The organism is Flagellimonas lutimaris (assembly GCF_051494225.1).
Taxonomy (GTDB): domain Bacteria; phylum Bacteroidota; class Bacteroidia; order Flavobacteriales; family Flavobacteriaceae; genus Flagellimonas; species Flagellimonas lutimaris_A.
The window spans coordinates 965,290-987,520 of record NZ_JBNPYE010000001.1 but is presented as its reverse complement, the minus strand read 5'-3'; the positions used below and the strand labels follow the sequence as shown (position 1 = coordinate 987,520).

The following is a 22,231-nucleotide window of genomic DNA, read 5'->3' as shown; positions in this document are numbered from 1 at the left end:
CCTTAGATTTGTCTTATGAAAATAGCGATTGTGTGTTATCCAACGTTCGGCGGTAGTGGTGTTGTAGCCACTGAATTGGGTATTGCCCTTGCTGAACGAGGTCACGAAGTACATTTTATCACTTACCGTCAACCTGTACGTTTGGAACTTTTGGGAAATAATATTCATTTTCATGAAGTACACGTTCCCGAATATCCATTGTTTCATTACCAGCCATATGAGCTGGCACTTTCCAGTAAGTTGGTGGATACCATCAAACTATATGATATTGAGCTTTTACACGTACATTATGCCATTCCGCATGCTTATGCAGGGTATATGGCCAAAAAAATGTTACAGGAATATGGCATTTTTATACCCATGATCACCACGCTTCATGGTACGGATATAACTTTGGTGGGCAAACACCCGTTTTATAAGCCAGCAGTTACGTTCAGTATGAATAAATCCGACGTTGTGACTTCTGTTTCCGAAGCGTTAAAAAACGAAACCTTAAAACTCTTCGATATTGAAAAGGAAATAGAAGTGATTCCGAACTTTATTGAAACCACCAAGTACCGAAATAATTACACCGATTGCCAACGCTCTATGATGGCCAAGGAGGATGAGCGTATCATTACACATATCAGTAATTTTAGAAAGGTAAAACGCATTCCTGATGTGGTTAAAATATTCCATCGCATACAAAAACGCATTCCTGCTAAACTTATTATGGTAGGGGAAGGTCCCGAGAAGGAGAAAGCTGAAGACATGTGCGATGCTTTGGGAATAAAGGACAAAGTACTGTTCTTGGGCAACAGTAATGAGATTGATAGAATTCTTTGTTTTTCCGATTTGTTCCTTTTGCCATCGGAAACAGAAAGTTTTGGTTTGGCTGCATTGGAGGCCATGATTAACAAAGTTGCCGTTATTTCAAGTAATACGGGTGGTATTCCGGAAGTGAATATAGATGGCGTCTCAGGTTACTTGGCAGATGTGGGAGATGTGGATACCATGGCGGAAAAAGCCGTTGAGATCTTAAAAGATGATAACACTTTGGAAAAGTTCAAAGAAAATGCTTTTAATGTAGCATCCAAATTTGATATTGTACACATATTACCTTTGTATGAAGATCTATACGAGAAAGCTTTTAAATCCCGTTTTAAAAACACTTTTTAGCAATTAAGTATTTTTTTCTCATAGCGTTAACTAGTTTGCTCTCTTGTAAGGCACAAAAGGAGGGATATTCCCCTGTTGGTGAAGAAATGGAAAACATGGTATTGGTAGACCACGATGACTTCACCAATATAGAAGCCTTTGACGCAAGAGTGATAAAGGATGGAAAATCTTTGCGGAAGTTTTATTCAGAAATAAACAAAACCCGTAAACCAGGACTTCCTGTACCGGTAATCGATTTTTCCAAAGAGACACTGATTTTGGTGTGCTTGGGGGAGCAGCGAGGCAGAAAAACGCCAGTGTTATCTAAGTTGAAAGAGACCGAAGAGGAGATTTCGATAGCTGTTGAAATTTTTGACGAACAGCAAAAAGATGAAATCACGATACAACCCCTATATTTTCCATTTTACCTTTACAAAATACCATTGGTCGATAAAAAAATAGCTATCCTAAAAGTAGGAAAATAGATAATTGAATGGGGAAATTACCACTTATCGATTTTTACGGTAGTTAAAAGTTCATTGTCAGATTTATGTTTTTATTAACTTAAATTTGATTTCGATAACCTCAAATCGAAAACTATGAACGCTTTAAAAACTGCTTTTGCAGTTCTTGTACTATTCAGTACCGTTTCAATCTTTGCCCAAGATGTGGAACTCACCAAAAAAGACAGTATTGTACAAAACTACTGGTTGGTTTCCGTTGGAGCCAATGCAGTAGATGACTCCGGACACGAATTCAAAAAAGTTTTTGACATTAAAAATGCTTGGAACATAGCTCCATATCCATCCAGGGTAAGTATTGGGCGTTATTTTAAAAATGGTATGGGTCTGGAGGCGATTGGAAGTTATAATCAGTACCAAGAAGGTAAGAGGGTCGATGGAGCAATTATGCAAGAAGACATCGACTATTTTGGATTTGATTTTAGATTGAGTTATGATCTCAATATGATACTCGGCGAAACAGGTTTTTTTGACCCTTATATCGGTGTTGGTGCGGGATATACGGATGCCAACAATCACGGTGGAGGTACTTACAATGCCGTTATTGGGTTTAGAACTTGGTTCTCGGACCATTGGGGATTAGATTTCAATTCCACAGGAAAATGGACCATGGATACAGGAAATGCAACCAACCATATTCAACATGCAATAGCAGTTGCATATAGATTTAATGTAGAAAAAGGACTTTCCAGAAATGGACAGGAAAAGTTGGCTCTTTTACAGGAAATGGAGAAAGAGCAGCAAAGAATCCAAGATTCCATTGCGGAGGTGGAAGAAGCCAAACGATTGGCCGAACGTCTACAAAAAGAAAAAGAAGCTGCTGAACTTGCTGCAGCAGAAAAAGCCAAAAAAGAAGCAGAGGAGGCACGGAGAACCGCAATCCAAACTAAAATCAATGATTTGGGCAATGTGTACTTTAAGCTCAATTCATCTTATTTAACCTCAAAGGACGAGGAATTATTGGACCAGCTTGTCGCTATTATGGAAGAGGAGCCAAAATTGACCATTAAGGTAACTGCCCATACCGATTCCAGAGGAACCAAGAAATATAATCAATGGTTGTCGGAACGCAGAGCTGAGCGCACAGTGGAATATGTAATATCTAAGGGAATTGCTGAGAATAGAATTAGTAATGAAGCCTTTGGTGAAACCCGATTGGTAAACGATTGTGGAGATGGGGTTTACTGCACAGAGGAGCAACATGCCAAGAATAGAAGGTCAGACTTTAGGATTACTGCTTTTGATTGATAATGCCCGGTAATGGGATTGGAAATATAATTAAACAAACTGATTGTAACTAAAATGCAATTGGAAGGACCAGTTAATATGGAAAATAACCTCAACTTTTTATAATGACACTATATAATTTATTAAACTGTTTATTTTACAAGAAAAAGCAGGTGTATGGTAAGTTTTTACTGCTACTTGTACTTTTTATTTCCCCCTTCTCGTATGGTCAGTACGATAAAGTGGTGGTCATTGGAGCTTCCATAATGGAGCAGGTATATGGACGTGATTTGGTCACTCCAAATGCAACTCGAACCGCCGAATGGCAAGTCAATAATCCAAATGTGGATGTCTACGGTTATGGTTTTTCAGGTTATGATATCAACCAGATCATTCCCGAAGTACTAACAGCCATGAATACGCCTCTATTTGCAACCAATACGCTCTTTATGATTCACATTGGGGGCAATGATGTGAGTGCAACTAGACCATATAATACGGCCACACAGCCTCAGCTGGATGCTATCAGCCAAGCATATGATGATTTGTACGCGGCAATTGATCCTGCTCGATTGAACGATGTGATTGTAATGCCGATTACGTTTAGGGAATATGGTACAGACGATGTGTACAATAATCAAGAGTTGGGAAGTTTGCCATACAATCAGGAAATTTTGATTCCTAAAATATTGGCCAATACCCCGGCACAAATTAATTCGGATGGTAATCCGATTGTGGATCTATATAATTTCACAAGGAATACCCCCGAAACCTATTCGGGAGATAATATTCATCCAACAGTTCCTGATGGGGAGATTTTGCTTTCTGACTATATGAGCTTAAGGGCATCTTATTTTATTAACAGTGAGACTACGCCTCCAGATCCCATAGCACCAGCAGATGACAACGATGGGGATTTTGTAGTGGACAGCCAAGATTTGGATGATGACAATGATGGCATATTGGATACGGATGAATCTGCCGATTGTGCCATTGGCGGCTCCTCTTTGGTTTGGGGTAATCCCACATGGAGTGGAGGCGATCCCGATGATGATTTTTCCTCTACCGCTACGACAACAATTGATGGCACTGTGGTGACCGCAGATAATTCACAGACTGATTTTCCTGAACTTGAAAATCCTCTTTTTGCGAGTGAGGTGGGTACTTTCAATGGTGTTGGGGGGCTTACTTTGCAAGCACCAACGGCACAATTTTTGGATAGTGTCAATATTTTGCGATACCGTGTCAGTTTTGATAGACCTGTGACCGACCTGTCCTTCCGTATAGTGGATATTGATATGAGAGAGTTGGCGGACGGAGATCCTTACATTGGACAGGTAAAAGTAACTATTTCGAGCCAAGGACAAATAATTACACCAACTGCTGGTACTGATTATACAGTCGGTTCCGCAGTTACGGATTTAGGAGGAGGTTTTTTTAGAGGTAATTCTTGGGTTCCTGGCACACCGGATATTGGAGATGTGGTGTATACTTTAAATCAACCAGTAGATGATATTTTTATTGAGTTGGCAAACGTAGACCCTACTACAACGGCTGCTACACCTGGAAATATGGCAATTCTAATTTCTCATATGACATGGTCCTGCGCAGCAATTGATACCGATGGAGATGGTATCCCAGACCATTTGGATACTGACAGCGATGGTGATGGATGTGCCGATGCCCTTGAGGGTGACGGTGGTTTTACCCTTGCGGACCTTGACGGTGACAATAGCTTGGGTGATTCTGTCGATGCTAACGGAGTACCTACGGTGGCATCTGGAGGGCAAGCCGATGTAAGCAGTACCGATGATACAGTAACCAGTGGTGAATGCGACGATGACGGTGATGGTTTAACAAATAACGAAGAAGCAAGCTTGACTACCGACCCATTGAACCCAGATACGGATGGTGATGGAGTAGACGATGGTCAAGAAGTGGCCGATACTAGCGATCCTTTGGACCCATGTGATCCATCACAAGTGGCAGGTTATACAAATTATGATAGTTCCAATGCGATTTGGTCGGCTGCCGACTGTGACGGTGACACCGTATTGAACGGTGATGAAGCCGCTGCGGGCACGGACCCATATAATGTTGACACGGATGGTGATGGTGTCAATGATGACCAGGAAGTCTCTTTAACAGAGGCACAGGACCCATGTTTGCCAGCTCAGCCAGCCGGTTATGCAGGCTATGATAGTTCCAATGCGATTTGGTCGGCTGCCGACTGTGACGGTGACACCGTATTGAACGGTGATGAAGCCGCTGCGGGCACGGACCCTTATCTAGCAGAAATCGATTCTGACGGCGATGGAATATATGATGAAGTTGAGATTACCAATGGTACCGACCCCAATGATCCATGTGATCCCGCTCAAGGCGCAGATTATACCGGGTATGATTCCAACAATACAGTTTGGTCATCTGCAGATTGTGATGGTGATGGTCTAACAAATGGTGAGGAGCTCAGTTTGGGAACAGATGTTTATAATGCAGATACCGATGGGGATACTATCAGTGATGGACAAGAAGTGTCAGATGGCACCAATCCTTTTGAAGATTGTGACTCAGTTGGAGGAACTCCGCTACCAGATTCTTTTTGTGATCGCGATAATGACGGTTTAAGTGATGATAATGAAATCGAGCTAGGAACGGATCCGGACAATGCCGATACAGATGGTGATACCATTGAAGATGGTCAAGAAGTAGCTGATGGTACGGACCCATTGGATTCTTGTGATTCCAATGGAGGGACACCGCCACAGGGCACCATTTGTGGTGTTGAAATTGGGAATTCGATTATTACACCAGATGGTGATGGGGTAAATGACAGGTTTACACTAACCAATATCGAATTGTATCCTAATAATAGTGTGCAAATCTTCAATCGTTGGGGAGCAGCAGTATTTAAAACTGAAGACTATAACAATATTTCCAATGCTTTTGAAGGAATCGCAAATACCGGAACATCACTTAATAAAGGGAATGTGCTTCCTGCTGGAATTTACTTCTACATTATAAAATATGTAGACGAAGGTGTGTCTAAAAATGCATCTGGCTATTTATACATCAACCAATAAGAAACTTAAGATATACTAAAAATGAAGAATTATTTTATAACAACATTAGTCGTTGCTTTGGGTATAACCACCATGGCTACTGCTCAACAGGACCCACAGTATACCCATTACATGTTGAATACTATAGTTATAAATCCTGCATACGCAGGAGCAGGTAATGTTTTAAGTATTTCTGCCTTGCACAGATCACAATGGATAGGTCTTGATGGTGCTCCGGAAACCCAAACTTTGAGTGTGGAGAGCCCTATTGGTGAAAGACTTGGCGTTGGATTCTCCTTGGTTAATGATAATATTGGTGATGGAACAGTTCAACAAACCTATATGGATCTAGCTTTTTCATATACCATCCCTGTTTCTCAATATGGAAGTTTGGCCTTTGGCCTTAACGTAGGAGGTGATTTTCTAAATGTGGACTTTTCTAAATTGGTGAATTACGGAGCTGAAACCAATTTACCCAATATAGACAGTAAGTTTTCACCGAACGTTGGTTTGGGAGTTTATTTTCGCCAGGAAAAATTTTATGCAGGTCTTTCCGTACCAAATCTTTTGGAAACAGAACATTTTGACAATTCATCTACAGGAACCTCATATCTGGCAAAAGATAAGATGAATTTTTATTTGCTTTCAGGATATCAATTCGACTTGAACCCAGATTTGGCATTAAAACCCGGCTTTATGGTTAAAGCCGTTAGCGGTGGGCCCCTGCAGGTTGATTTGACGACAAGCTTGACCTTTAATGATAAATTTTCAGTTGGTGCGGCATATCGTTTAGACTCTGCTGTCAGTGCCTTGTTTAGTGTGAAATTAGCTGAAAAATTCCTTGTTGGCCTTGCTTACGATGTTGAAACATCTGAATTGGGGAGTACTGTGTTCAATGATGGTTCTTTTGAGGTCTTTCTAAGATTTGATTTTCTTAATAGGCTCAATAGAAGGAATGTAATGGGTAGGTTTTATTAGATAAATTAGACCTGACCTATTATGTTGTCTTTCTTTTAGATAAGAACATAAAATTGGTTGTCAATACCGTTTTGGGGAAGAACTCTTCTCTAAAACGGTATTTTTATTCCCGCATTATTTATGGTTCGATGATTTATTCGCCCCATGGTAACAAGGATACAAAATAAATGTAGCTGTACTTCTATATTACAGTTGAATAGTCACTTAACACTGTATAAGAAAGAAAGCTATTTGGAGCAGTTTATAATAGGATTGGTTTTGGTGAGTATCACAAAAGAAAATCCTGATTATTGACAGTCTTGAGATACTTTGCTAGATTTCATATAATCGGAAATAACAGAAGCGATCAATTCTCTTCCATGGTTATTCCAATGGTGGTCGTAAATCAGAGTAACTGGTTTTTTAGAGCGTTCAAAAGTTGGGGCAAAATCCAAATACTTAATATTGTTTTCATCACAATATTCCAAAAATGATTCACTGGTTTTTCTGGAATCCAAAAGAATCGTGGTTTTGCACTTATCAAAACCGTATAACGATACAAGGCTTTTAAAATTTTCCAAGTATTCCTTTTCTTTTCGTTTAGGAATTTCAATTTTATTGGTTTCGTAGCCTTGCGCGTTATCCTGAAATGCCTTTCCTGTGATCAAATTTTTTATTGGATCTACGATTCCAATTTTTGAACCATACGCCAAAAGTTTAATGTTGTCCCTGATTTTAAACACTGTGGACCGTAGCATGGCTATTCTTTGTTTGTTGGGTTCGTATACTCCTCGGTTTAAATCACTTTCGTAATTCAGATAAATAATAATTTCATCGATAAGCTCAAATTGGTCTTGATAGGCATTGATCAAATGCATCTGGTTGGCCAAATCATATCCGGCATACCCATATTCATATACTTCAACGGTATCCAGGGCCATTTCTATTTTTTTACCGGTGGATTCATCATAATCTTGATGAAAACCTTCTATAAAAGAATCTCCGATCAGTGCTATTTCAAAACCTTCCTTTGTCGGTGTATACTCCCTGTATGAATTAAAACCTGAACTATTAATGTTAAATTCAGAAAAATTTTGGTTTCGATTTCCGGTCACGGCATAACCGTTGTGTCCGGGTACACGTTTTTCCACACCATACTCATCTATAAATCTTGGTGGGTCTTCGGTATATAAATGTAGCGCCCTTACCAATAGTTCAAGAGCAATAAGGATAAGAACCGTGTACAAGGCTGTTTTTATCAGGAACTTTTTCATAGTGCTAGAATTGGAAATAAATAAATGAACGGTTTACCCCATCATCGTAGAATAATAGCATGGCAAGAATAACTGCAGTGTACAGGAAGAATCTAACTATCTTAAATTTGAATTTAAAGGGTTCTCGCTCATGTCTTCTTATCAAATATTCATAAATAATAAACAGTGCCAATAAAATATAAAAATCCAACATTCTATACCCCATGGGATGCACATAGGATTCATAATTAAAGTTAGTGACAATTTGGTTTATGTATTGAAATGAATCTGTAAGGGAAGGAGATCGAAAGAAAATTCGCGAAAAGGTTACCAAGACAAAGGTTAAAAGTACCTGTAAGATTTCGATAGGAGTAGGGAAGAGGGTTTTTTCCCCCACCACATTGTCGGCGTACATTCTGTTGCGCCCCATTAAAAACACGGGAATATAAAATAATGCGTGCAATCCGCCCCAAAAAATAAATGTCCAGTTGGCACCATGCCAAAAGCCACTCACCAAGAATATTACTGCAATATTTCTAACTGCCCTAAGCTGGCTAACACGTGAACCACCCATGGGAATATATAAATAATGTCTAAACCAGGTAGATAGGGATATGTGCCACCTTTGCCAATATTCCGCCACATTTCTAGAAAAATTGGGAAACTTAAAATTGGACATAAGTTCCACTCCAAAAAGCTTGGCCGTACCAATAGCTATATCGGAATAACCACTAAAATCCCCATAGACCTGAAAACTAAATAAGCAAACACCAAGTATCAATGTAGAGGCTGGATACGATTGGTAGTTGGCAAAAATATCATCAACGATAGGAGCCAATGCATCGGCAATTACCAATTTTTTAAAGAATCCCCATAAAATAAGCTTTAAACCACTTGAAGCTTGATCGTAGCTAAAGGTTCGTTTATTGGTAATCTGTGACAAGAGGTTGGAGGCCCTTTCAATAGGTCCTGCCACCAATTGTGGAAAAAATGATACAAAAGCCGTAAAAGCAATAAAGTTTTTGGTAGGCGTCAGTTTTTTATAGTAAATGTCAAACGAATATGACATGGTCTGGAAAGTATAAAAGGAAATACCCACAGGTAGGATAATCTTTAATGTCCAAGTACTTTTAAAATCATAGCCAAAAGCATGGAACATATCGATAAAGGAATCAACGAAAAAATTACTGTACTTGAAAAAGCCCAGCATTCCTATATTAAAGGCCATACTTAGCCAAAGCCAGTATCTTGCTTTTTTCTTTTCATCAAGATGCTGGTATATTTTTTGGCCAACATAAAAGTCAACCACGGTACTAAGAAATATCAAAAGTAAAAAACGCCAGTCCCACCAACCATAAAAAAGGTAGCTCGCAAAAATTATAAAGATATTCTGAATCTTGGTGTTGTTTTTAAAAACAAACCAATAACTCAAAAAGACTAGGGGAAGAAATATGAGAAATTCAATTGAATTGAATAGCATTGATCAAACTTTTGAAGTATTAACTATTTTCTTGGCCATTTTATTACTTTTTATCAGATAGTTTTCTCCATCGTCCAAAGCATAAACCCTAATGTTTTCAGGTCTTTCTCCACTTAAAAACAGAAAATCGTATATAATGGATTTGGGAAGTGGGGTATCGGATAACACAATAGGGGCATTATTTTGAAAATCAATTTCATCTAGTTTTATATCTTCAAGAGTATAGTAATGGTCAGTATCGTAGGACGATTGTTTTCTTGAGAGGATGTTTTTTAGATTCCTGTAATAAATATTCACCCTTTTGGAAATAAGATAGGCCATAATTTCGGTTTTATAACCATATAACATAACTTGTAAGTAGGCCAATGGTGAATTTTTGGGGAAGATAAATTCGTGTCTGAAATTATAAATATTGTTGCTCCACCATTTTTTATAAGCCAAATCTCCCCATCCCATTTCAAAAAGCTCATAACCATTGGAAAGACACCATTCCAATCGCTTGTATATGCCTATCTGTCCCAAACTAAATTTTGAATAATCAATATTATAAGAGGTAACATACCCGAAGAGGATTTTGTTATAATGATAGTTCAAGGAGATACTTATGGGCTCGGTATCGTTATACCCAACAAAAAGAGAAGCTTTTCCTGTATTGATCAGTTCAAAGGATGTACTGTATATCTTATCCCATAACGCTATGTTTTCACTGGTTTCACCACGTTGCTCAAACCTTCGGAGTATCATACTTTTTAAGGTATCCATTAGAAAACTGTAGTTTTCCTTGGAAATTTTTCCATGATACATTGTGTATGTAATGTCAAAGCAAGAATCCAATTTTTTAAGTGATCTTGACAATGATTTCCGTTGGCTACGTCGTAGGGAAGGAAGAAAGTCGTTCATGGTTTTACATCCTCGCAACCAAACAGAATAGCCTTTTACCGACTTAAATGATTTTATTTTGAAATTTACCTTGTTTATTGGTACGGTCTCCACATATTCTGGAACATAACTGACCGAATACACCTGTTTTTTTAAATCTGATGAAAGTTTTTGGTTGGCTTGTAAGGGTATTTGACCTTTGCTCTGGCCCACACAATAAATGGCATCAGCGTATAATTTAGAGAGCAGACCATCCTGTTTAAATACGTCAAGTAGGAATGTGCTGTTTTCTTTTTTATGAAAGATCATACTGTCTTAGGTTGAAATTTAATAATGTAGCTGAATAACTTGGGTGATGAAAGAACTATATTTTACCAATTTGTGATAAATATAGAATAGCAGACATTGGAATAAAAAACTATCCGTCAAAAGTTTATCCTTATTATGCTTTCATTGTCCGTGCCTTTTATTAAATAAAGTGAATCCCTATCTGCCAATCGGTATACGTTTATATTTTTTTCATTCTCGGGGAACAGATATAAAAAATCATAACAAATTTTTTTGAACAATGAATTCTCGGGCAATGTTATATCGAGTTCTTCAAGCTCCTTTTCATTATAGTTCTGAAGTGTTTTTTCAAAACTATATTGAATGTTTTCTGATTCTTTGTTTTTTATTGCAAAGGTTAACTTATGTAATTTTTCATTAACTCCCTTTTCTCTCAAGTACTGCTTTAAAGTGAAATAATATTTCAGACAAAGAGAATAGACTTGAGCTCTTAATGATTTTTTATCGAACCATATATGATAATGAAAATCAAATTTCTTGTTCGACCAACGTGTCTTATAATCAAAATGTCCTTTCGAAAAGTCAAGTATTTTCCACCCATTTTTTAAACACCAATCAACTAGGTACATGATTTTTATACTCCCAAGGTGGAACTTTGCATAGTCTATATCAAAAACAGTTATGGCATCAAAAATCCTGTTTTCCGATAAATAGGTCAAAGTAATGCTTATAGGCTCCTCATTTTTGTATAACACAAACAAGGATGCTTTTTTTTCCAAGATTAATGGGTAAGCAACATCTTTATAAAAGTCCCATTCTTCTGTATTGAGGTTATTGTTGCTAATTTGTTTTTCCTCAAAGCGTTTTTTTAGAAGTTTCCTGAAGTACAAAAATACAGTGTCATATTCTTCTTTGGACATTTCTCCATTATAAGCTTTAAATGAAATGTCGAAACACTCCTCAAATCGTTTTTTGTATTTACGAAGCTTATATCTACTACTCTTTTTAAAGGTGTTCGACAGAAAATCATCCAAGGTATTATATGATTCCAGGTCAATTAAATAACCAGGATATTGGCGAACAACATAATGCCCCAACCTATTGTTGGTAAAAACCCTTTTTTGGCCCTCTGAATCTATTACATCATAAATTAGAAAGGTTTTTCCCTTTTCCTCTTCTCCAGATGATTCACCCATTTCAAAATGAATGCCCTTGGTTAAATTTTTCCCGGCATTGACAAAGAGCCCTGGCAATTTGGACTTATAAAAAGATAAATTTTTGGCGAAAGAAAAACTATGGTTTTTTTTTTCTTTCAAAAAATGCTTGGACCAATAGTCAACAAAAGTAGTCGCGGTAAATGGATTGTCCCTGCTCATTTTGAAGTGAATACTAGTCGGTTACTACATCTATAGAGGGGGAAAAAATCAGAGTTGTTTATGGTAAATGATTCTTTGGTCATTTTATTATAAACCTCTGGGTTTACTATTAATTTCCAAACATAAAAATCCACCATGTTTTTGGAGAATGATGATTTGAATCTAAGTAGAGAATCATCTGTACCAGAAAGCCCACCGCCTAAATTGAAATAGGTAAGTCCCAGTTGGGAAGCTTTTATCCTCATTTCGTCGATCAAAAGTTTTGTGGGCATTAACGGAAGGTATTCTGTTTTTGTCCCTGATAAATGATAATGAACAACGGAATTTTTATAGATGAACATGCTGGCGCCCATTATTTCACCAGATTCATTATGAATGGCCAAAAGTGTTTCGGTATGAAAACTTTTACTTTTAGCTAGAACTTTAAAGTAATCGTCTTCAAAATAATACATTGACGTTGCATTGACTCTGTCCATGTTTTCATGATAGATTTTGATAAACTCTTGAAGTTCTTCATCATTTATGGCTTTCTTTATAGTACAGTGTCTTCTTGCTTTGTTAAGTTGACCTTTAAGTCTTTTTCCAAATTCTTGGCGTTGTTGGTCTATGGGCTTTCTTAGGTCAATGGCTACGATTGGGCCTTTTTTATCAATTTCACCTATATTTTGCAGAATGTGATTTTGTAATGGGAGAAAAGGATTAAGTCTTGAAAAGACAGAAACTATGTTATTTGAAGAAAAGTACTCAAGTAAATCACTTTTAAAATGATTGCTGTCAAAGTCGTCGGGAATATTTTTATATAATGGTCCTGGATAACCATAAACCGAAGTAGCATCATTAAAGGGCGTACCTGGAATATTTCGTATCAAAAGTGGTAAACCTATACTTATTTCACCGTTCGAATATTTCAAAAGCACAGGCTTGCCATCCTCTTTCGCGATCATATGATAATCGAAAGTGTGGTATAGATCTGACTCTTTAAAACTTGAGATAAATTCATCCCAATGTTTTTTTTCTTCAATAACTTCAATCATTTACTCAAGAGAATAGTTTAAATAAAAACAAAACTAAATGCTGTCAGATTTACATATTATATAACAAATATTATCACATATTATTTTCTGTCCATCAAAAAAGAATATCAATTTATTCCATTTTATTTTAACTAGAACAGACTAAACGGTTCGACCTTTGCCTTAGAAAAAGTAAAACTTTGAGGCTGAATACATGTAACAGATGCCATTTTGTAAATAAAGCTGGTCTTGGCAGCACCAATTTTACTGATTAAGGGTTTTATTGGACAAGTGTTTATTTTTTTAATTGCTTTATTAATTTTTAAAATCTATGGGTAAAAATTCAATTAAAATCAGAACAAAATTATCGGTTGTTACAAATTGAACAAATAAAATGGTTTTGTTACCGGTTTAATAGACAAAGAGCTATCTTTTGTCAATAGGCCTTATATGTTATTAATGTTTGCATGTATTTGAGATCAGATTGTGAAAAATTCATTGTAAAGTGACAATTTCAATTCGAGTTGGAAAGTAAATGCATTGATGCCTGTCACGGCCAATTAAAAACGGAATTTATAGAGACAGGAAAAACACTTAACTGTAACTGGTTAAATTGATTTGTAACTTTACAATACAGAGTCTTCATTTGTCCTATCTGGCTATATACCCACCGTCTACCGGAATTACGCTTCCTGTAATGTAATCACTTGCCGATGAAGATAAAAAGACAGCCAGGCCTTTTAGATCTTCTCCAGTGCCCCATCTTTTCATTGGAACCCTATTGAATACTTCCTCTGTTCTTTTCTTGTCATTGATCAAGGCCGTGTTCAATTGTGTGTCCATATAACCAGGTGCAATGGCATTGACACAAATGCCTTTGGCGGCCCAATCATTGGACAGGGCTTTTGTCAATTGTGCGACACCTCCCTTGGATGCAGCATAAGCTGGTATAGTAATGCCTCCCAAAAAGCTTATGATCGAGGCAATATTTATTATTTTTCCACCTCCGTTTTGTAGCATGGTATTTCCTGCGTGTTTGCAATAATAAAAGGTGGCGTCCAAATTTATTGAAATAACCTTTCTCCACTCTTCATCTGGAAATTCTTCGCTGGGATATCTCCTCTGGATTCCTGCCGAGTTTATCAAAATATCTACTTTGCCACCCAGAATATCCAAAGCATCTTCATAGGATCTTTTGATTTCCGATACCTTACTTACATCGGCTTTGATTGGACTTACATTTAAACCACTATTTTTAAAATCTTCGCAAATACCAAATAACCTATCATCAAGATCGATTACAACGGTTTGAGCCCCTGCTTGGGATATTGCTTCGACCATGGCTTTTCCTAAGTCACCAGCTCCTCCGGTAACAATGGCCTTTTTGCCCTTTAAACTAAACTTTTCTAAAATATTTTGTTCCATTTTTTAATTTATATGAATAAATAGGTCTATTTAAATTAAAACGGGTCGTCTAAAAAATATAATCTTTAGTGTTCCACGGCTTTAGCCATTCAATGACCATATCATCACCATTGGAATCGGTAATTTTTAAGGTGTTTTTAATATCTTCAATGGTTTGATTTATGTCGTAAATAGAATCTGCATCGGTATAAATTCTGTATAGGACCTGTCTTTCTGTACCAATCCACTCATCTTTGACCGTGTCACCGATCTTAAATCGTTCAACAACAAAATTTACATTCTCATGGGATTTTACCTCATCCAACCCTTCTATAGAATCAATTTTCCCTGCTTTTAGTAGTATCCAAACAGAACAAGCGGACTTGCCTCTCATCATGTAATCATTTTTTTCGGCAAAATCATCTTCTCCGAACACTCCTGTTAATGCATAGTTTATCAGCATTTTCCTGTGGTCAAATCCATTTATGTGTTCAAGGTGAATGTGAGGAGCTTCCCCCTGTAACCTAAACCCTGGGTCATAACTGTAAAACTCATTGTTCTCTACAAAGAACTGTACATTTATAACCCCTGTTTGCACATTGGTACTTTTAAACAATTCTGATAATTTGGGATGAACCTTATCAATGAAGGATTTGGTGTATTTCGAAGGATATACGGTGCCTAGAGCTATAGGGCTAGAGTCACCTTGTATTCTGGTCAAAGTCCTATCAAATGTTGCTGAAAGATATGGTATGCCATCTTTAAAGGTATAGTAGGCAGACATATCATCACAATTATCGTCCATATATTTTTCGACGAGAACTACTCCTTTTTTAGAGAATTTCAATGCTTTTTCCACAGTACTATTGTAATCCTCCTCATCCCGACATATTTTCATGCCGACACCCCCTCCGCTATCAACAGGTTTTACCATTAAGGGAAGCTCAAGACCTTTTGGTTTTCTTATACTGTCGTTTTTGGTTAAATAAATCCCCGGGATATCTTGGACGCCGTGTTCCGCACAATATTTTTTATAACCATCTTTACTGCAAAAAGCTTCTACGGCTTTTTCGGTCGCATAGCAAGGAAATCCTAATTTATTACAAATTTCCCTGTAGGGTTTCACCAATATATCGGCGACTCCGACCAAGACGCCATCTACTTTTTCTTTTTTGGCAAGATTGACAATAGCATCAACATCAAAGCCATCTATATCAAAAGATTCTGTAGCATTTTTCTTTGCTGGGGCATTAGGGTTTGGGTCAACAACAATAGTGTGGATTCCCATGGATACGGCGATGTCCACCAGAACACCTGTTTCTGGGTTACCGCCCAATATAATAAGTTTTTTGGCCATAATATGCATTTACATAATTTCGGTTCTCTTTGAAGAATATTTTAAATTTCGTGAAAAATCACTGTTAAAGCCCAAGCTTTTTAATAGGTTGATTATTTCGTTTTCATCATGACCTATTTGTACGATCTTATGGGTATCTATCCCAACAAGTTCCAAGTTTGATTTTATTTGTTCGTAATTGCTAGGGTTAGTTGTAGCAATAATCAAATAATCAAACTCATTATTGTCAATTGCGCCTATTGGTTGTACCGAATTTCCATCGATGGTCATATCGTGATAATCGACGTCTATCCAACGGACAATTTGAAAATATTTAAGCTTGGCGTTTGTACTCAATATGTGCTGCCCAAAAGAACCAGAGCTATAAACAACAATTCTTGAATTTTTTGAAGTATTTAAAAAGGGGTTAAAAATAGTATTATTGACTACTTTATTTGAAATTAAACCTCCCGAGCGAACCAAAATAAGGGAGTAGAGATAAGAAGTCAGTTGGCGTCTTAAACTTTCTTCACTCAAATAAGGGCTGAGTTTTTTCCTTAAAAATACCAGCAGAAGGCTTAATCGTTTGTATTCCATCTCTGGGTCTTCGATGGATTTCACAATTGAATCCGGTCTTTGACGATAATAGTATACAGGGATGTCACAAATGGTAATGTGTTTACATAAAGTTAGATAGGTATAGGTGATGGCGGCATCTTCACCCATTATGATGTCATTTGGAATATCCAATACATATTGAATCAATAATTCTCTTTTGAAAAGTTTATTCCAAACGTAAGTGGATATATTGTGCTCACAAAACCGCTCATTGCAAATGGCATTGGGTAAAATTGAAGATTCAATTTCGGATGCGTTATAATTTCCAGTAATTACCGGCTTTATGGTTTCTATTTTACCATCAAATTCTCTAAAATGCCCAGTTACGACCAAATCTGAATTGTTGGCTACCGCCATTTTATAAAGCGTATCCAAATAAAAAATGTCCACCCAATCATCCCCATCTACATAGGCAACATATTTACCTTTTGCCTTTTCTAAACCAGCTTTTCTAGCACTCAGTAAACCGTGGTTTTCTTTATGTATTACTACGATCCTATTATCGATGGAAGCATACCTATCACATATTTCGGGGCAATTGTCCGGACTACCATTGTCAACTAATATTAACTCAAAATCGGTAAAGGATTGCGCCAACAAGCTATCGATACACTGAGGCAAATAAGGTTCAATATTGTGAATAGGGACTATTACACTGATTTCAACTTCTTTCATTTTTATATTTTCTTGTTCAAATTAACGTAAAAAAGACCTCCGCCAAAAATATCATCTGGGCTATCCGATTTTGCAGTAGTCACAAAAAGGTTGCCCAAATCATCCAAACAACAAGAACTCACATTTGGACAGGGTAGTTTTATTCGGCTGATCATTTCTCCATTATTTGGATTCCATTTTGAAACTTGGCCACCGCCCCATTCCGCAATCCACAACATGCCATCTTGATCCATGCACATACCATCGGGACTACCATTTCCATTGAATTGTATGATATAAGAATCAAAAGTGGCATTTCCATCTGCCGTGTCATAATTATATTTGGCCACTTTTTTAGTTGGGGTATCGATAAAGTATAGGGTTGTACCATCTTTAGAAAAGACCAATCCATTAGAGATAGTAGTATTTTCAATGATAACTTTATAATTTCCTTTAAAGTACGAAAATACCTTGCCCACATGGTCCTGTATCTCAGGATACCCCATTGTGCCTACGATATACCTACCTTTGGGATCTTTGGTTCCATCATTGTAGCGAACTAAATCTGAAATCTTCAATTGAAAAGCAAAATGGCTTGTACGGGTTCTGAAATCAATCTCGTAAAACCCATTTTTAGAGGCAGCTAACACTTTTTTTTTGTCGCGTATAAAGACACACCCTACGGGTGAGTCCAATTTAACACTTATTATTTCTTTGGTAGCAATGTCTAAGCAATAGACCATTCCATCCAGAATAGAGACAAAATAAAGGAAGTTGTTTGTGGTATCATATACTGGTCCCTCAAGGAGTTTGGAGTCGTTATAGAATATCAATGTATGATCCATGTTCATTAAATAAAGTGTCCTCCTGTGATTCTAATTATTGATCCCGTTGTCATGGCAGAATCTTCGGAAATGAGATGCATGACAGCTGCAACCGGTTCGGTAGGATCTAACATGCGGCCCATGGGAACAATTTTAGAAGCCATGTTCATTAATTTTGCTTCATCCGTTCCTTCTTTGGCCCTTAAATTAAGTTCTCCTTCTGTATTTGTCCATCCCATGACCACATAATTGGACCGTATTTTGAATTTAGCGTAATGGTGGGCGATATGGTTCGAAAGGGTATAGAGACTTGACTTTGTAAGAGCATATGCAGCTCTATCTTCGTGTCCATAATCCATATGGGGAGAACCAAAGAAAACAATAGATCCAGAGTGGTTTTCTTTCATGTGCTTTAATACATGTTTCAGTAAAAAATAGGGGGCTTTAAGATTAACATTGAATACATCATCGAAATGTTCTTCAGTGGTGTCCAATATTGTGGCAATAGGGGATATGCCGGCGTACAAAATAAGTGCATCAATTTTGGTGAACCTTTTTATGGTTTCTTTATAGTAACTCTCAAGCCCATTGATGTTGGTTAAATCCAGAGTGTGGTAATAAAGATTTTTACTCCCATTTAATTCATCTATTATTTTTTGACCCTGCTCCCTATTCCGACCACAAAACGCAACTTGATAACCTTTTTCATGGCATGATTTTAAAATTTCCAGCCCAACTCCTTTAGCTCCACCAAGAATCATAACGGTGTACATCGTAAATTACATTTTTTAGATTCGTATTTCAGTTAACGTTTTGCGAGTTGACATTTCTATGTATTGTTGGCACATCAAACATGTCGTTTAACAATTAAGTGGTAACGCCATCCGGTTAACTTTATTTTTTTCAACTTTCGCTAAAGTTATTGTATTTTAAAATGCCAAATTAAAGAGAAAAGTAATGGAATTATTAAAATTTAGTTCAAAGCTAAGTTTTTAGGATTAAGTGAAAGTATTTATTAAAAACTCAATAAAAAGCAATTATTACTTAAACCGGAATTTGTATTGATACAATGGTTTGTCTTGCAAAAGAGATTTAAGATATCTTCTATACTATTTATTTAGAATCGGGTAAACCATTATTCCATGGGTTTGATTTACTTTAATCTCATCGTCGTCGTTGAGATGCTGATTTTTACCAATATGAGGTCTTTTCTTTTTTGTAAACAAATCAATAAATTTTCACTTCCAAATCTCAACTTTGTTCTTTTATGCGGGCACTGAAAAATAACTTGAGGCTCTGAATATCAATTTTTTATATAATATCGAATTAATAATTTTTTTCGAATTGAAAACAACTTCACAAAAATTTTCAATTCTTGATTCGCATATTTTGTTAATTAATGCGTTTATCTTTGGTATAAACTCAATATATTATGAAAGTTGTTTTATTGGCAGGAGGTTTTGGCACAAGACTCAGCGAAGAAACCCAAAATATACCCAAACCAATGGTGCCCATAGGAAATAAACCGATTCTATGGCATATTATGAAGATTTATTCGACTTATGGATATAATGATTTCATTATTTTATTAGGATATAAAGGGTACGTCATCAAAGAATATTTTTCAAATTATTTTCTACATCAATGTGACGTTAAGATTGATATTCAGAACAATAGTACTGAGATTATCAATAATGAAGCAGAACCATGGAAGGTTACCCTCGTGGATACTGGATTGCATACTATGACCGGAGGCAGACTAAAAAGAATAGAAAATCTTATAGGTGACGAAAGGTTTATGCTAACTTATGGGGATGGAGTGGGCAATGTGGATATAGCCCAATTGGTTCATAGCCATGAGAAACACGGGAAAGCAATTACCATGACAGCCGTACAGCCGGAAGGTAGGTTTGGTTCCCTAAAATTTATTGGTGATGAGCAGATTGCCTCTTTCCAAGAAAAGCCAAAAGGTGATGGATCGTGGATCAATGGAGGTTTTTTCGTATGTGAGCCAAAGGTATTTGAATATTTAAATGATGGTGATTCAACCATATTTGAGAGGGATCCACTAGAAAATATGGCCAAAGACGGCGAATTATTTTCCTATAAGCATTATGGATTCTGGAAACCAATGGATACTCTACGGGACAATAAAGTACTTAATGAAATGTGGGAGCAAGGCAAAGCTGATTGGAAAATATGGAAATAACTAGATTGTTCGGCGGAGTCTATAAGGGGAGAAGGTGCCTGGTAACCGGTGATAGCGGTTTTAAAGGATCTTGGTTAGTGGCATGGCTTGCTCAAATGGGTGCGGAAGTGGTAGGATATGCCTTACCCCCGAACACCCCGACAAACCATAAAACACTTTTACAAACGAACTACAAGTCGATAGAGGGTAATATTTTAGATTATGATACGCTGAAATCGGTCTTTGAGGAGTTCCAACCTGAGATTGTTTTTCATCTGGCGGCCCAGTCCCTTGTCAAATATTCCTACGATAACCCAATAGAAACGTATCAGACCAATGTAATTGGTACATTGAATGTGTTTGAGGTGTCTAGACAAACAGAATCGGTAAAAGCCATTGTCAACGTAACCAGCGACAAGTGCTATGAAAATAAGGAATGGATTTGGGGGTATAGAGAAAATGACCCCATGGGCGGTCATGATCCATATAGTTCATCCAAAGGATGTGCTGAATTGTTGACACAGTCTTATCGAAAGTCTTTTTTTAATGGAAGTACTTCGCAAACTTTATTGGCAAGTGGCAGAGCCGGTAATGTTATAGGTGGGGGAGATTGGTCTCAAGATAGATTGATACCCGATCTTATTAAAGCGGCCGCTATCGAAGGAGAGACCGAAATACGAAATCCTTTGGCAACAAGACCATGGCAACATGTATTGGATCCCCTTTCCGGTTATCTCATGTTAGGATGGAAGTTACTCAGTGGAGAGAAAGAATTTGCCGATGGTTGGAATTTTGGTCCCGATCTTTCGAGTAATCTATCGGTTCAAGAAATTACGGAGGAGGCCAAGTCGTTTTGGTCAAAAATTAAATATGTAGTAAGTACAAATAAAAAAGATCACCACGAGGCTAACCTTTTGATGTTGGATTGTTCCAAATCCAATAAACTACTAAAGTGGACACCGGTATGGGATAGGTCCGAAACCATTCGGAAAACCATTGTGTGGTATAAAGACTTTTATGAAAGAGGTGCGGTCAATACCGAAGAGGATATTACCCAGTACATTCAGGATGCAATAAATAAAAAGCAGGCGTGGACCCTTTGAGAAACTTTAAAGGAGATAGGATACTAGTAACTGGTGGAGTTGGATATTTGGGAAGCAATTTGATATCCCAATTAATCAAATATGGCTGTGATGATGTGCATTCCATCGATTTGGAACATACTGAAGAAAAAAATCCGAAAATTACTTTTCATCAAGTAAATCTCTTGGATTCTTCAACCCTTTCCGATATAGTCAAAGAAATCAAACCGACATTGGTATATCATCTGGCCGCAAATTTGAACCGATCTAGAGATTTTTCCATTGTTCAACAGTTAATGGACGTAAATTTTACGGGGACAACTAATCTATTGAACGTATTAGAGGATATTCCTTATAAAAATTTCATTTATACGAGTACCAGTGAAGTTTATGGGGGTAAGGATATAACCCCTCCATTTAAAGAAATAGGTGATTTTGTTCCTGCATCACCCTACTCATTGTCCAAGTATTGTGGAGAAATGGCTTTAAAAACTTTTTCAGAAATAAAGGAAAAAAAATATACGATACTTCGTATGTTCAATTTTTTAGGGTCGAATATGCCCACTAACTTTTTTCCTTCGCAATTAAAAGAAAAGCTAAACCGCAATGAAGATTTCCCCATGACTTTGGGTGAGCAAGTTCGGGATTATCTTTATTTGAGCGATGTTATAGAGGCTTTATTGTTGGCTGGACTCACTACAAGTACCAATCAAGTTTATAATGTTTGTTCAGGTGAGGGCATTTCCATCCGTGAGTTGGCCGAAAAGGCCAAAACAAAGATGAAGAGCACATCGAAAATACAATTTGGAGCCTTACCCTATCGGAACAATGAAGTCTGGAATATGGTAGGTGACAATTCCAAAATTCAAAAAGAACTGGGGTGGCGTCAAAAAATCTCCATTTGGAAATATTTTGAGGAATAAAAAATAATC

18 protein-coding genes are annotated in these 22,231 nt (G+C 37.1%); 8 read left to right on the top strand and 10 right to left on the bottom strand.

From position 1 onward, the window contains the following. The first annotated feature begins 15 nt into the window (after positions 1-15). The 5 genes from bshA (at position 16) to ACQQ5U_RS04385 (ending at position 6,925) form a co-directional block, all read left to right on the top strand. On the top strand, positions 16-1,158 hold the full coding sequence (gene bshA, locus ACQQ5U_RS04405) for an N-acetyl-alpha-D-glucosaminyl L-malate synthase BshA (RefSeq protein ID WP_437395728.1): 1,143 nt from the start codon (positions 16-18) through the stop codon (positions 1,156-1,158). A gap of 35 nt (positions 1,159-1,193) precedes the next feature. Further along, the gene (locus tag ACQQ5U_RS04400; protein ID WP_437395727.1) at positions 1,194-1,622 is read left to right on the top strand and encodes a hypothetical protein; all 429 of its coding nucleotides are present in this window, start codon (positions 1,194-1,196) and stop codon (positions 1,620-1,622) included. 114 nt (positions 1,623-1,736) lie between these two features. Beyond that, a complete protein-coding gene (locus tag ACQQ5U_RS04395) occupies positions 1,737-2,906 on the top strand; it encodes an OmpA family protein (RefSeq protein ID WP_437395726.1) in 1,170 nt (389 codons plus the stop codon). Positions 2,907-3,010: 104 nt separating this feature from the next. Further along, positions 3,011-5,968: a gliding motility-associated C-terminal domain-containing protein gene (locus tag ACQQ5U_RS04390; RefSeq protein WP_437395725.1), complete on the top strand. Its 2,958-nt coding sequence runs from the start codon at positions 3,011-3,013 to the stop codon at positions 5,966-5,968. 21 nt (positions 5,969-5,989) lie between these two features. Then, positions 5,990-6,925: a PorP/SprF family type IX secretion system membrane protein gene (locus ACQQ5U_RS04385; RefSeq protein WP_437395724.1), complete on the top strand. Its 936-nt coding sequence runs from the start codon at positions 5,990-5,992 to the stop codon at positions 6,923-6,925. Positions 6,926-7,212: 287 nt separating this feature from the next. Here the strand turns inward: ACQQ5U_RS04385 and ACQQ5U_RS04380 are convergent, their stop codons facing one another. The 10 genes from ACQQ5U_RS04380 to ACQQ5U_RS04335 all read right to left on the bottom strand — a co-directional run bounded on the left by ACQQ5U_RS04380 (position 7,213) and on the right by ACQQ5U_RS04335 (position 18,802). Then, positions 7,213-8,178, bottom strand: a complete 966-nt coding sequence (locus tag ACQQ5U_RS04380; RefSeq protein WP_437395723.1) for a hypothetical protein — start codon at positions 8,176-8,178, stop codon at positions 7,213-7,215. Positions 8,179-8,182: 4 nt separating this feature from the next. Then, positions 8,183-9,637 (bottom strand): MBOAT family O-acyltransferase, encoded by a 1,455-nt coding sequence (locus tag ACQQ5U_RS04375; protein WP_437395722.1) that lies wholly within the window; start codon positions 9,635-9,637, stop codon positions 8,183-8,185. Positions 9,638-9,640: 3 nt separating this feature from the next. Then, on the bottom strand, positions 9,641-10,825 hold the full coding sequence (locus ACQQ5U_RS04370; RefSeq protein ID WP_437395721.1) for a GNAT family N-acetyltransferase: 1,185 nt from the start codon (positions 10,823-10,825) through the stop codon (positions 9,641-9,643). Between the two features lie 116 nt (positions 10,826-10,941). Continuing rightward, the gene (locus ACQQ5U_RS04365) at positions 10,942-12,180 is read right to left on the bottom strand and encodes a GNAT family N-acetyltransferase (RefSeq protein ID WP_437395719.1); all 1,239 of its coding nucleotides are present in this window, start codon (positions 12,178-12,180) and stop codon (positions 10,942-10,944) included. Continuing rightward, the gene (locus tag ACQQ5U_RS04360) at positions 12,177-13,214 is read right to left on the bottom strand and encodes a peptidoglycan bridge formation glycyltransferase FemA/FemB family protein (protein ID WP_437395718.1); all 1,038 of its coding nucleotides are present in this window, start codon (positions 13,212-13,214) and stop codon (positions 12,177-12,179) included. Before ACQQ5U_RS04360 ends, ACQQ5U_RS04365 begins: the two co-directional genes overlap by 4 nt. 630 nt (positions 13,215-13,844) lie before the next feature. Further along, positions 13,845-14,618 (bottom strand): SDR family oxidoreductase, encoded by a 774-nt coding sequence (locus ACQQ5U_RS04355; protein WP_437395717.1) that lies wholly within the window; start codon positions 14,616-14,618, stop codon positions 13,845-13,847. 49 nt (positions 14,619-14,667) lie between these two features. Then, positions 14,668-15,954: a carbamoyl-phosphate-synthetase gene (locus ACQQ5U_RS04350; protein ID WP_437395716.1), complete on the bottom strand. Its 1,287-nt coding sequence runs from the start codon at positions 15,952-15,954 to the stop codon at positions 14,668-14,670. A 9-nt stretch (positions 15,955-15,963) separates the two neighbouring features. After that, entirely contained in the window at positions 15,964-17,226 is a 1,263-nt protein-coding gene (locus tag ACQQ5U_RS04345; protein WP_437395715.1) for a glycosyltransferase family 2 protein, read from the bottom strand. Between the two features lie 2 nt (positions 17,227-17,228). After that, the gene (locus ACQQ5U_RS04340) at positions 17,229-18,050 is read right to left on the bottom strand and encodes an SMP-30/gluconolactonase/LRE family protein (protein WP_437395714.1); all 822 of its coding nucleotides are present in this window, start codon (positions 18,048-18,050) and stop codon (positions 17,229-17,231) included. A gap of 5 nt (positions 18,051-18,055) precedes the next feature. After that, positions 18,056-18,802, bottom strand: a complete 747-nt coding sequence (locus ACQQ5U_RS04335) for an SDR family NAD(P)-dependent oxidoreductase (RefSeq protein ID WP_437395713.1) — start codon at positions 18,800-18,802, stop codon at positions 18,056-18,058. A 659-nt stretch (positions 18,803-19,461) separates the two neighbouring features. Between ACQQ5U_RS04335 and rfbF the strand changes: the two genes are divergently transcribed. The 3 genes from rfbF to ACQQ5U_RS04320 are packed head-to-tail and all read left to right on the top strand — an operon-like array spanning position 19,462 to position 22,222. After that, complete coding sequence (gene rfbF / locus ACQQ5U_RS04330; protein ID WP_437395711.1) at positions 19,462-20,238, top strand: glucose-1-phosphate cytidylyltransferase; 777 nt, start codon at positions 19,462-19,464, stop codon at positions 20,236-20,238. Continuing rightward, on the top strand, positions 20,229-21,320 hold the full coding sequence (gene rfbG / locus ACQQ5U_RS04325; protein ID WP_437395710.1) for a CDP-glucose 4,6-dehydratase: 1,092 nt from the start codon (positions 20,229-20,231) through the stop codon (positions 21,318-21,320). Before rfbF ends, rfbG begins: the two co-directional genes overlap by 10 nt. Beyond that, positions 21,308-22,222, top strand: coding sequence for an NAD-dependent epimerase/dehydratase family protein (locus ACQQ5U_RS04320; protein WP_437395709.1), 915 nt, complete (start codon positions 21,308-21,310; stop codon positions 22,220-22,222). The genes rfbG and ACQQ5U_RS04320 overlap by 13 nt, the downstream gene beginning before the upstream one ends. Positions 22,223-22,231: the final 9 nt, after the last annotated feature.

What these genes read in the sequence shown, in the direction of transcription:
- bshA (WP_437395728.1), top strand. Translation starts at nt 16, where the DNA reads ATGAAAATAGCGATTGTGTGTTATCCAACGTTCGGCGGTAGTGGTGTT.
- ACQQ5U_RS04395 (WP_437395726.1), top strand. Translation starts at nt 1,737, where the DNA reads ATGAACGCTTTAAAAACTGCTTTTGCAGTTCTTGTACTATTCAGTACC.
- ACQQ5U_RS04390 (WP_437395725.1), top strand. Translation starts at nt 3,011, where the DNA reads ATGACACTATATAATTTATTAAACTGTTTATTTTACAAGAAAAAGCAG.
- ACQQ5U_RS04385 (WP_437395724.1), top strand. Translation starts at nt 5,990, where the DNA reads ATGAAGAATTATTTTATAACAACATTAGTCGTTGCTTTGGGTATAACC.
- ACQQ5U_RS04380 (WP_437395723.1), bottom strand. Translation starts at nt 8,178, where the DNA reads ATGAAAAAGTTCCTGATAAAAACAGCCTTGTACACGGTTCTTATCCTT.
- ACQQ5U_RS04375 (WP_437395722.1), bottom strand. Translation starts at nt 9,637, where the DNA reads ATGCTATTCAATTCAATTGAATTTCTCATATTTCTTCCCCTAGTCTTT.
- ACQQ5U_RS04370 (WP_437395721.1), bottom strand. Translation starts at nt 10,825, where the DNA reads ATGATCTTTCATAAAAAAGAAAACAGCACATTCCTACTTGACGTATTT.
- ACQQ5U_RS04365 (WP_437395719.1), bottom strand. Translation starts at nt 12,180, where the DNA reads ATGAGCAGGGACAATCCATTTACCGCGACTACTTTTGTTGACTATTGG.
- ACQQ5U_RS04360 (WP_437395718.1), bottom strand. Translation starts at nt 13,214, where the DNA reads ATGATTGAAGTTATTGAAGAAAAAAAACATTGGGATGAATTTATCTCA.
- ACQQ5U_RS04355 (WP_437395717.1), bottom strand. Translation starts at nt 14,618, where the DNA reads ATGGAACAAAATATTTTAGAAAAGTTTAGTTTAAAGGGCAAAAAGGCC.
- ACQQ5U_RS04350 (WP_437395716.1), bottom strand. Translation starts at nt 15,954, where the DNA reads ATGGCCAAAAAACTTATTATATTGGGCGGTAACCCAGAAACAGGTGTT.
- ACQQ5U_RS04345 (WP_437395715.1), bottom strand. Translation starts at nt 17,226, where the DNA reads ATGAAAGAAGTTGAAATCAGTGTAATAGTCCCTATTCACAATATTGAA.
- ACQQ5U_RS04340 (WP_437395714.1), bottom strand. Translation starts at nt 18,050, where the DNA reads ATGGATCATACATTGATATTCTATAACGACTCCAAACTCCTTGAGGGA.
- ACQQ5U_RS04335 (WP_437395713.1), bottom strand. Translation starts at nt 18,802, where the DNA reads ATGTACACCGTTATGATTCTTGGTGGAGCTAAAGGAGTTGGGCTGGAA.
- rfbF (WP_437395711.1), top strand. Translation starts at nt 19,462, where the DNA reads ATGAAAGTTGTTTTATTGGCAGGAGGTTTTGGCACAAGACTCAGCGAA.
- rfbG (WP_437395710.1), top strand. Translation starts at nt 20,229, where the DNA reads ATGGAAATAACTAGATTGTTCGGCGGAGTCTATAAGGGGAGAAGGTGC.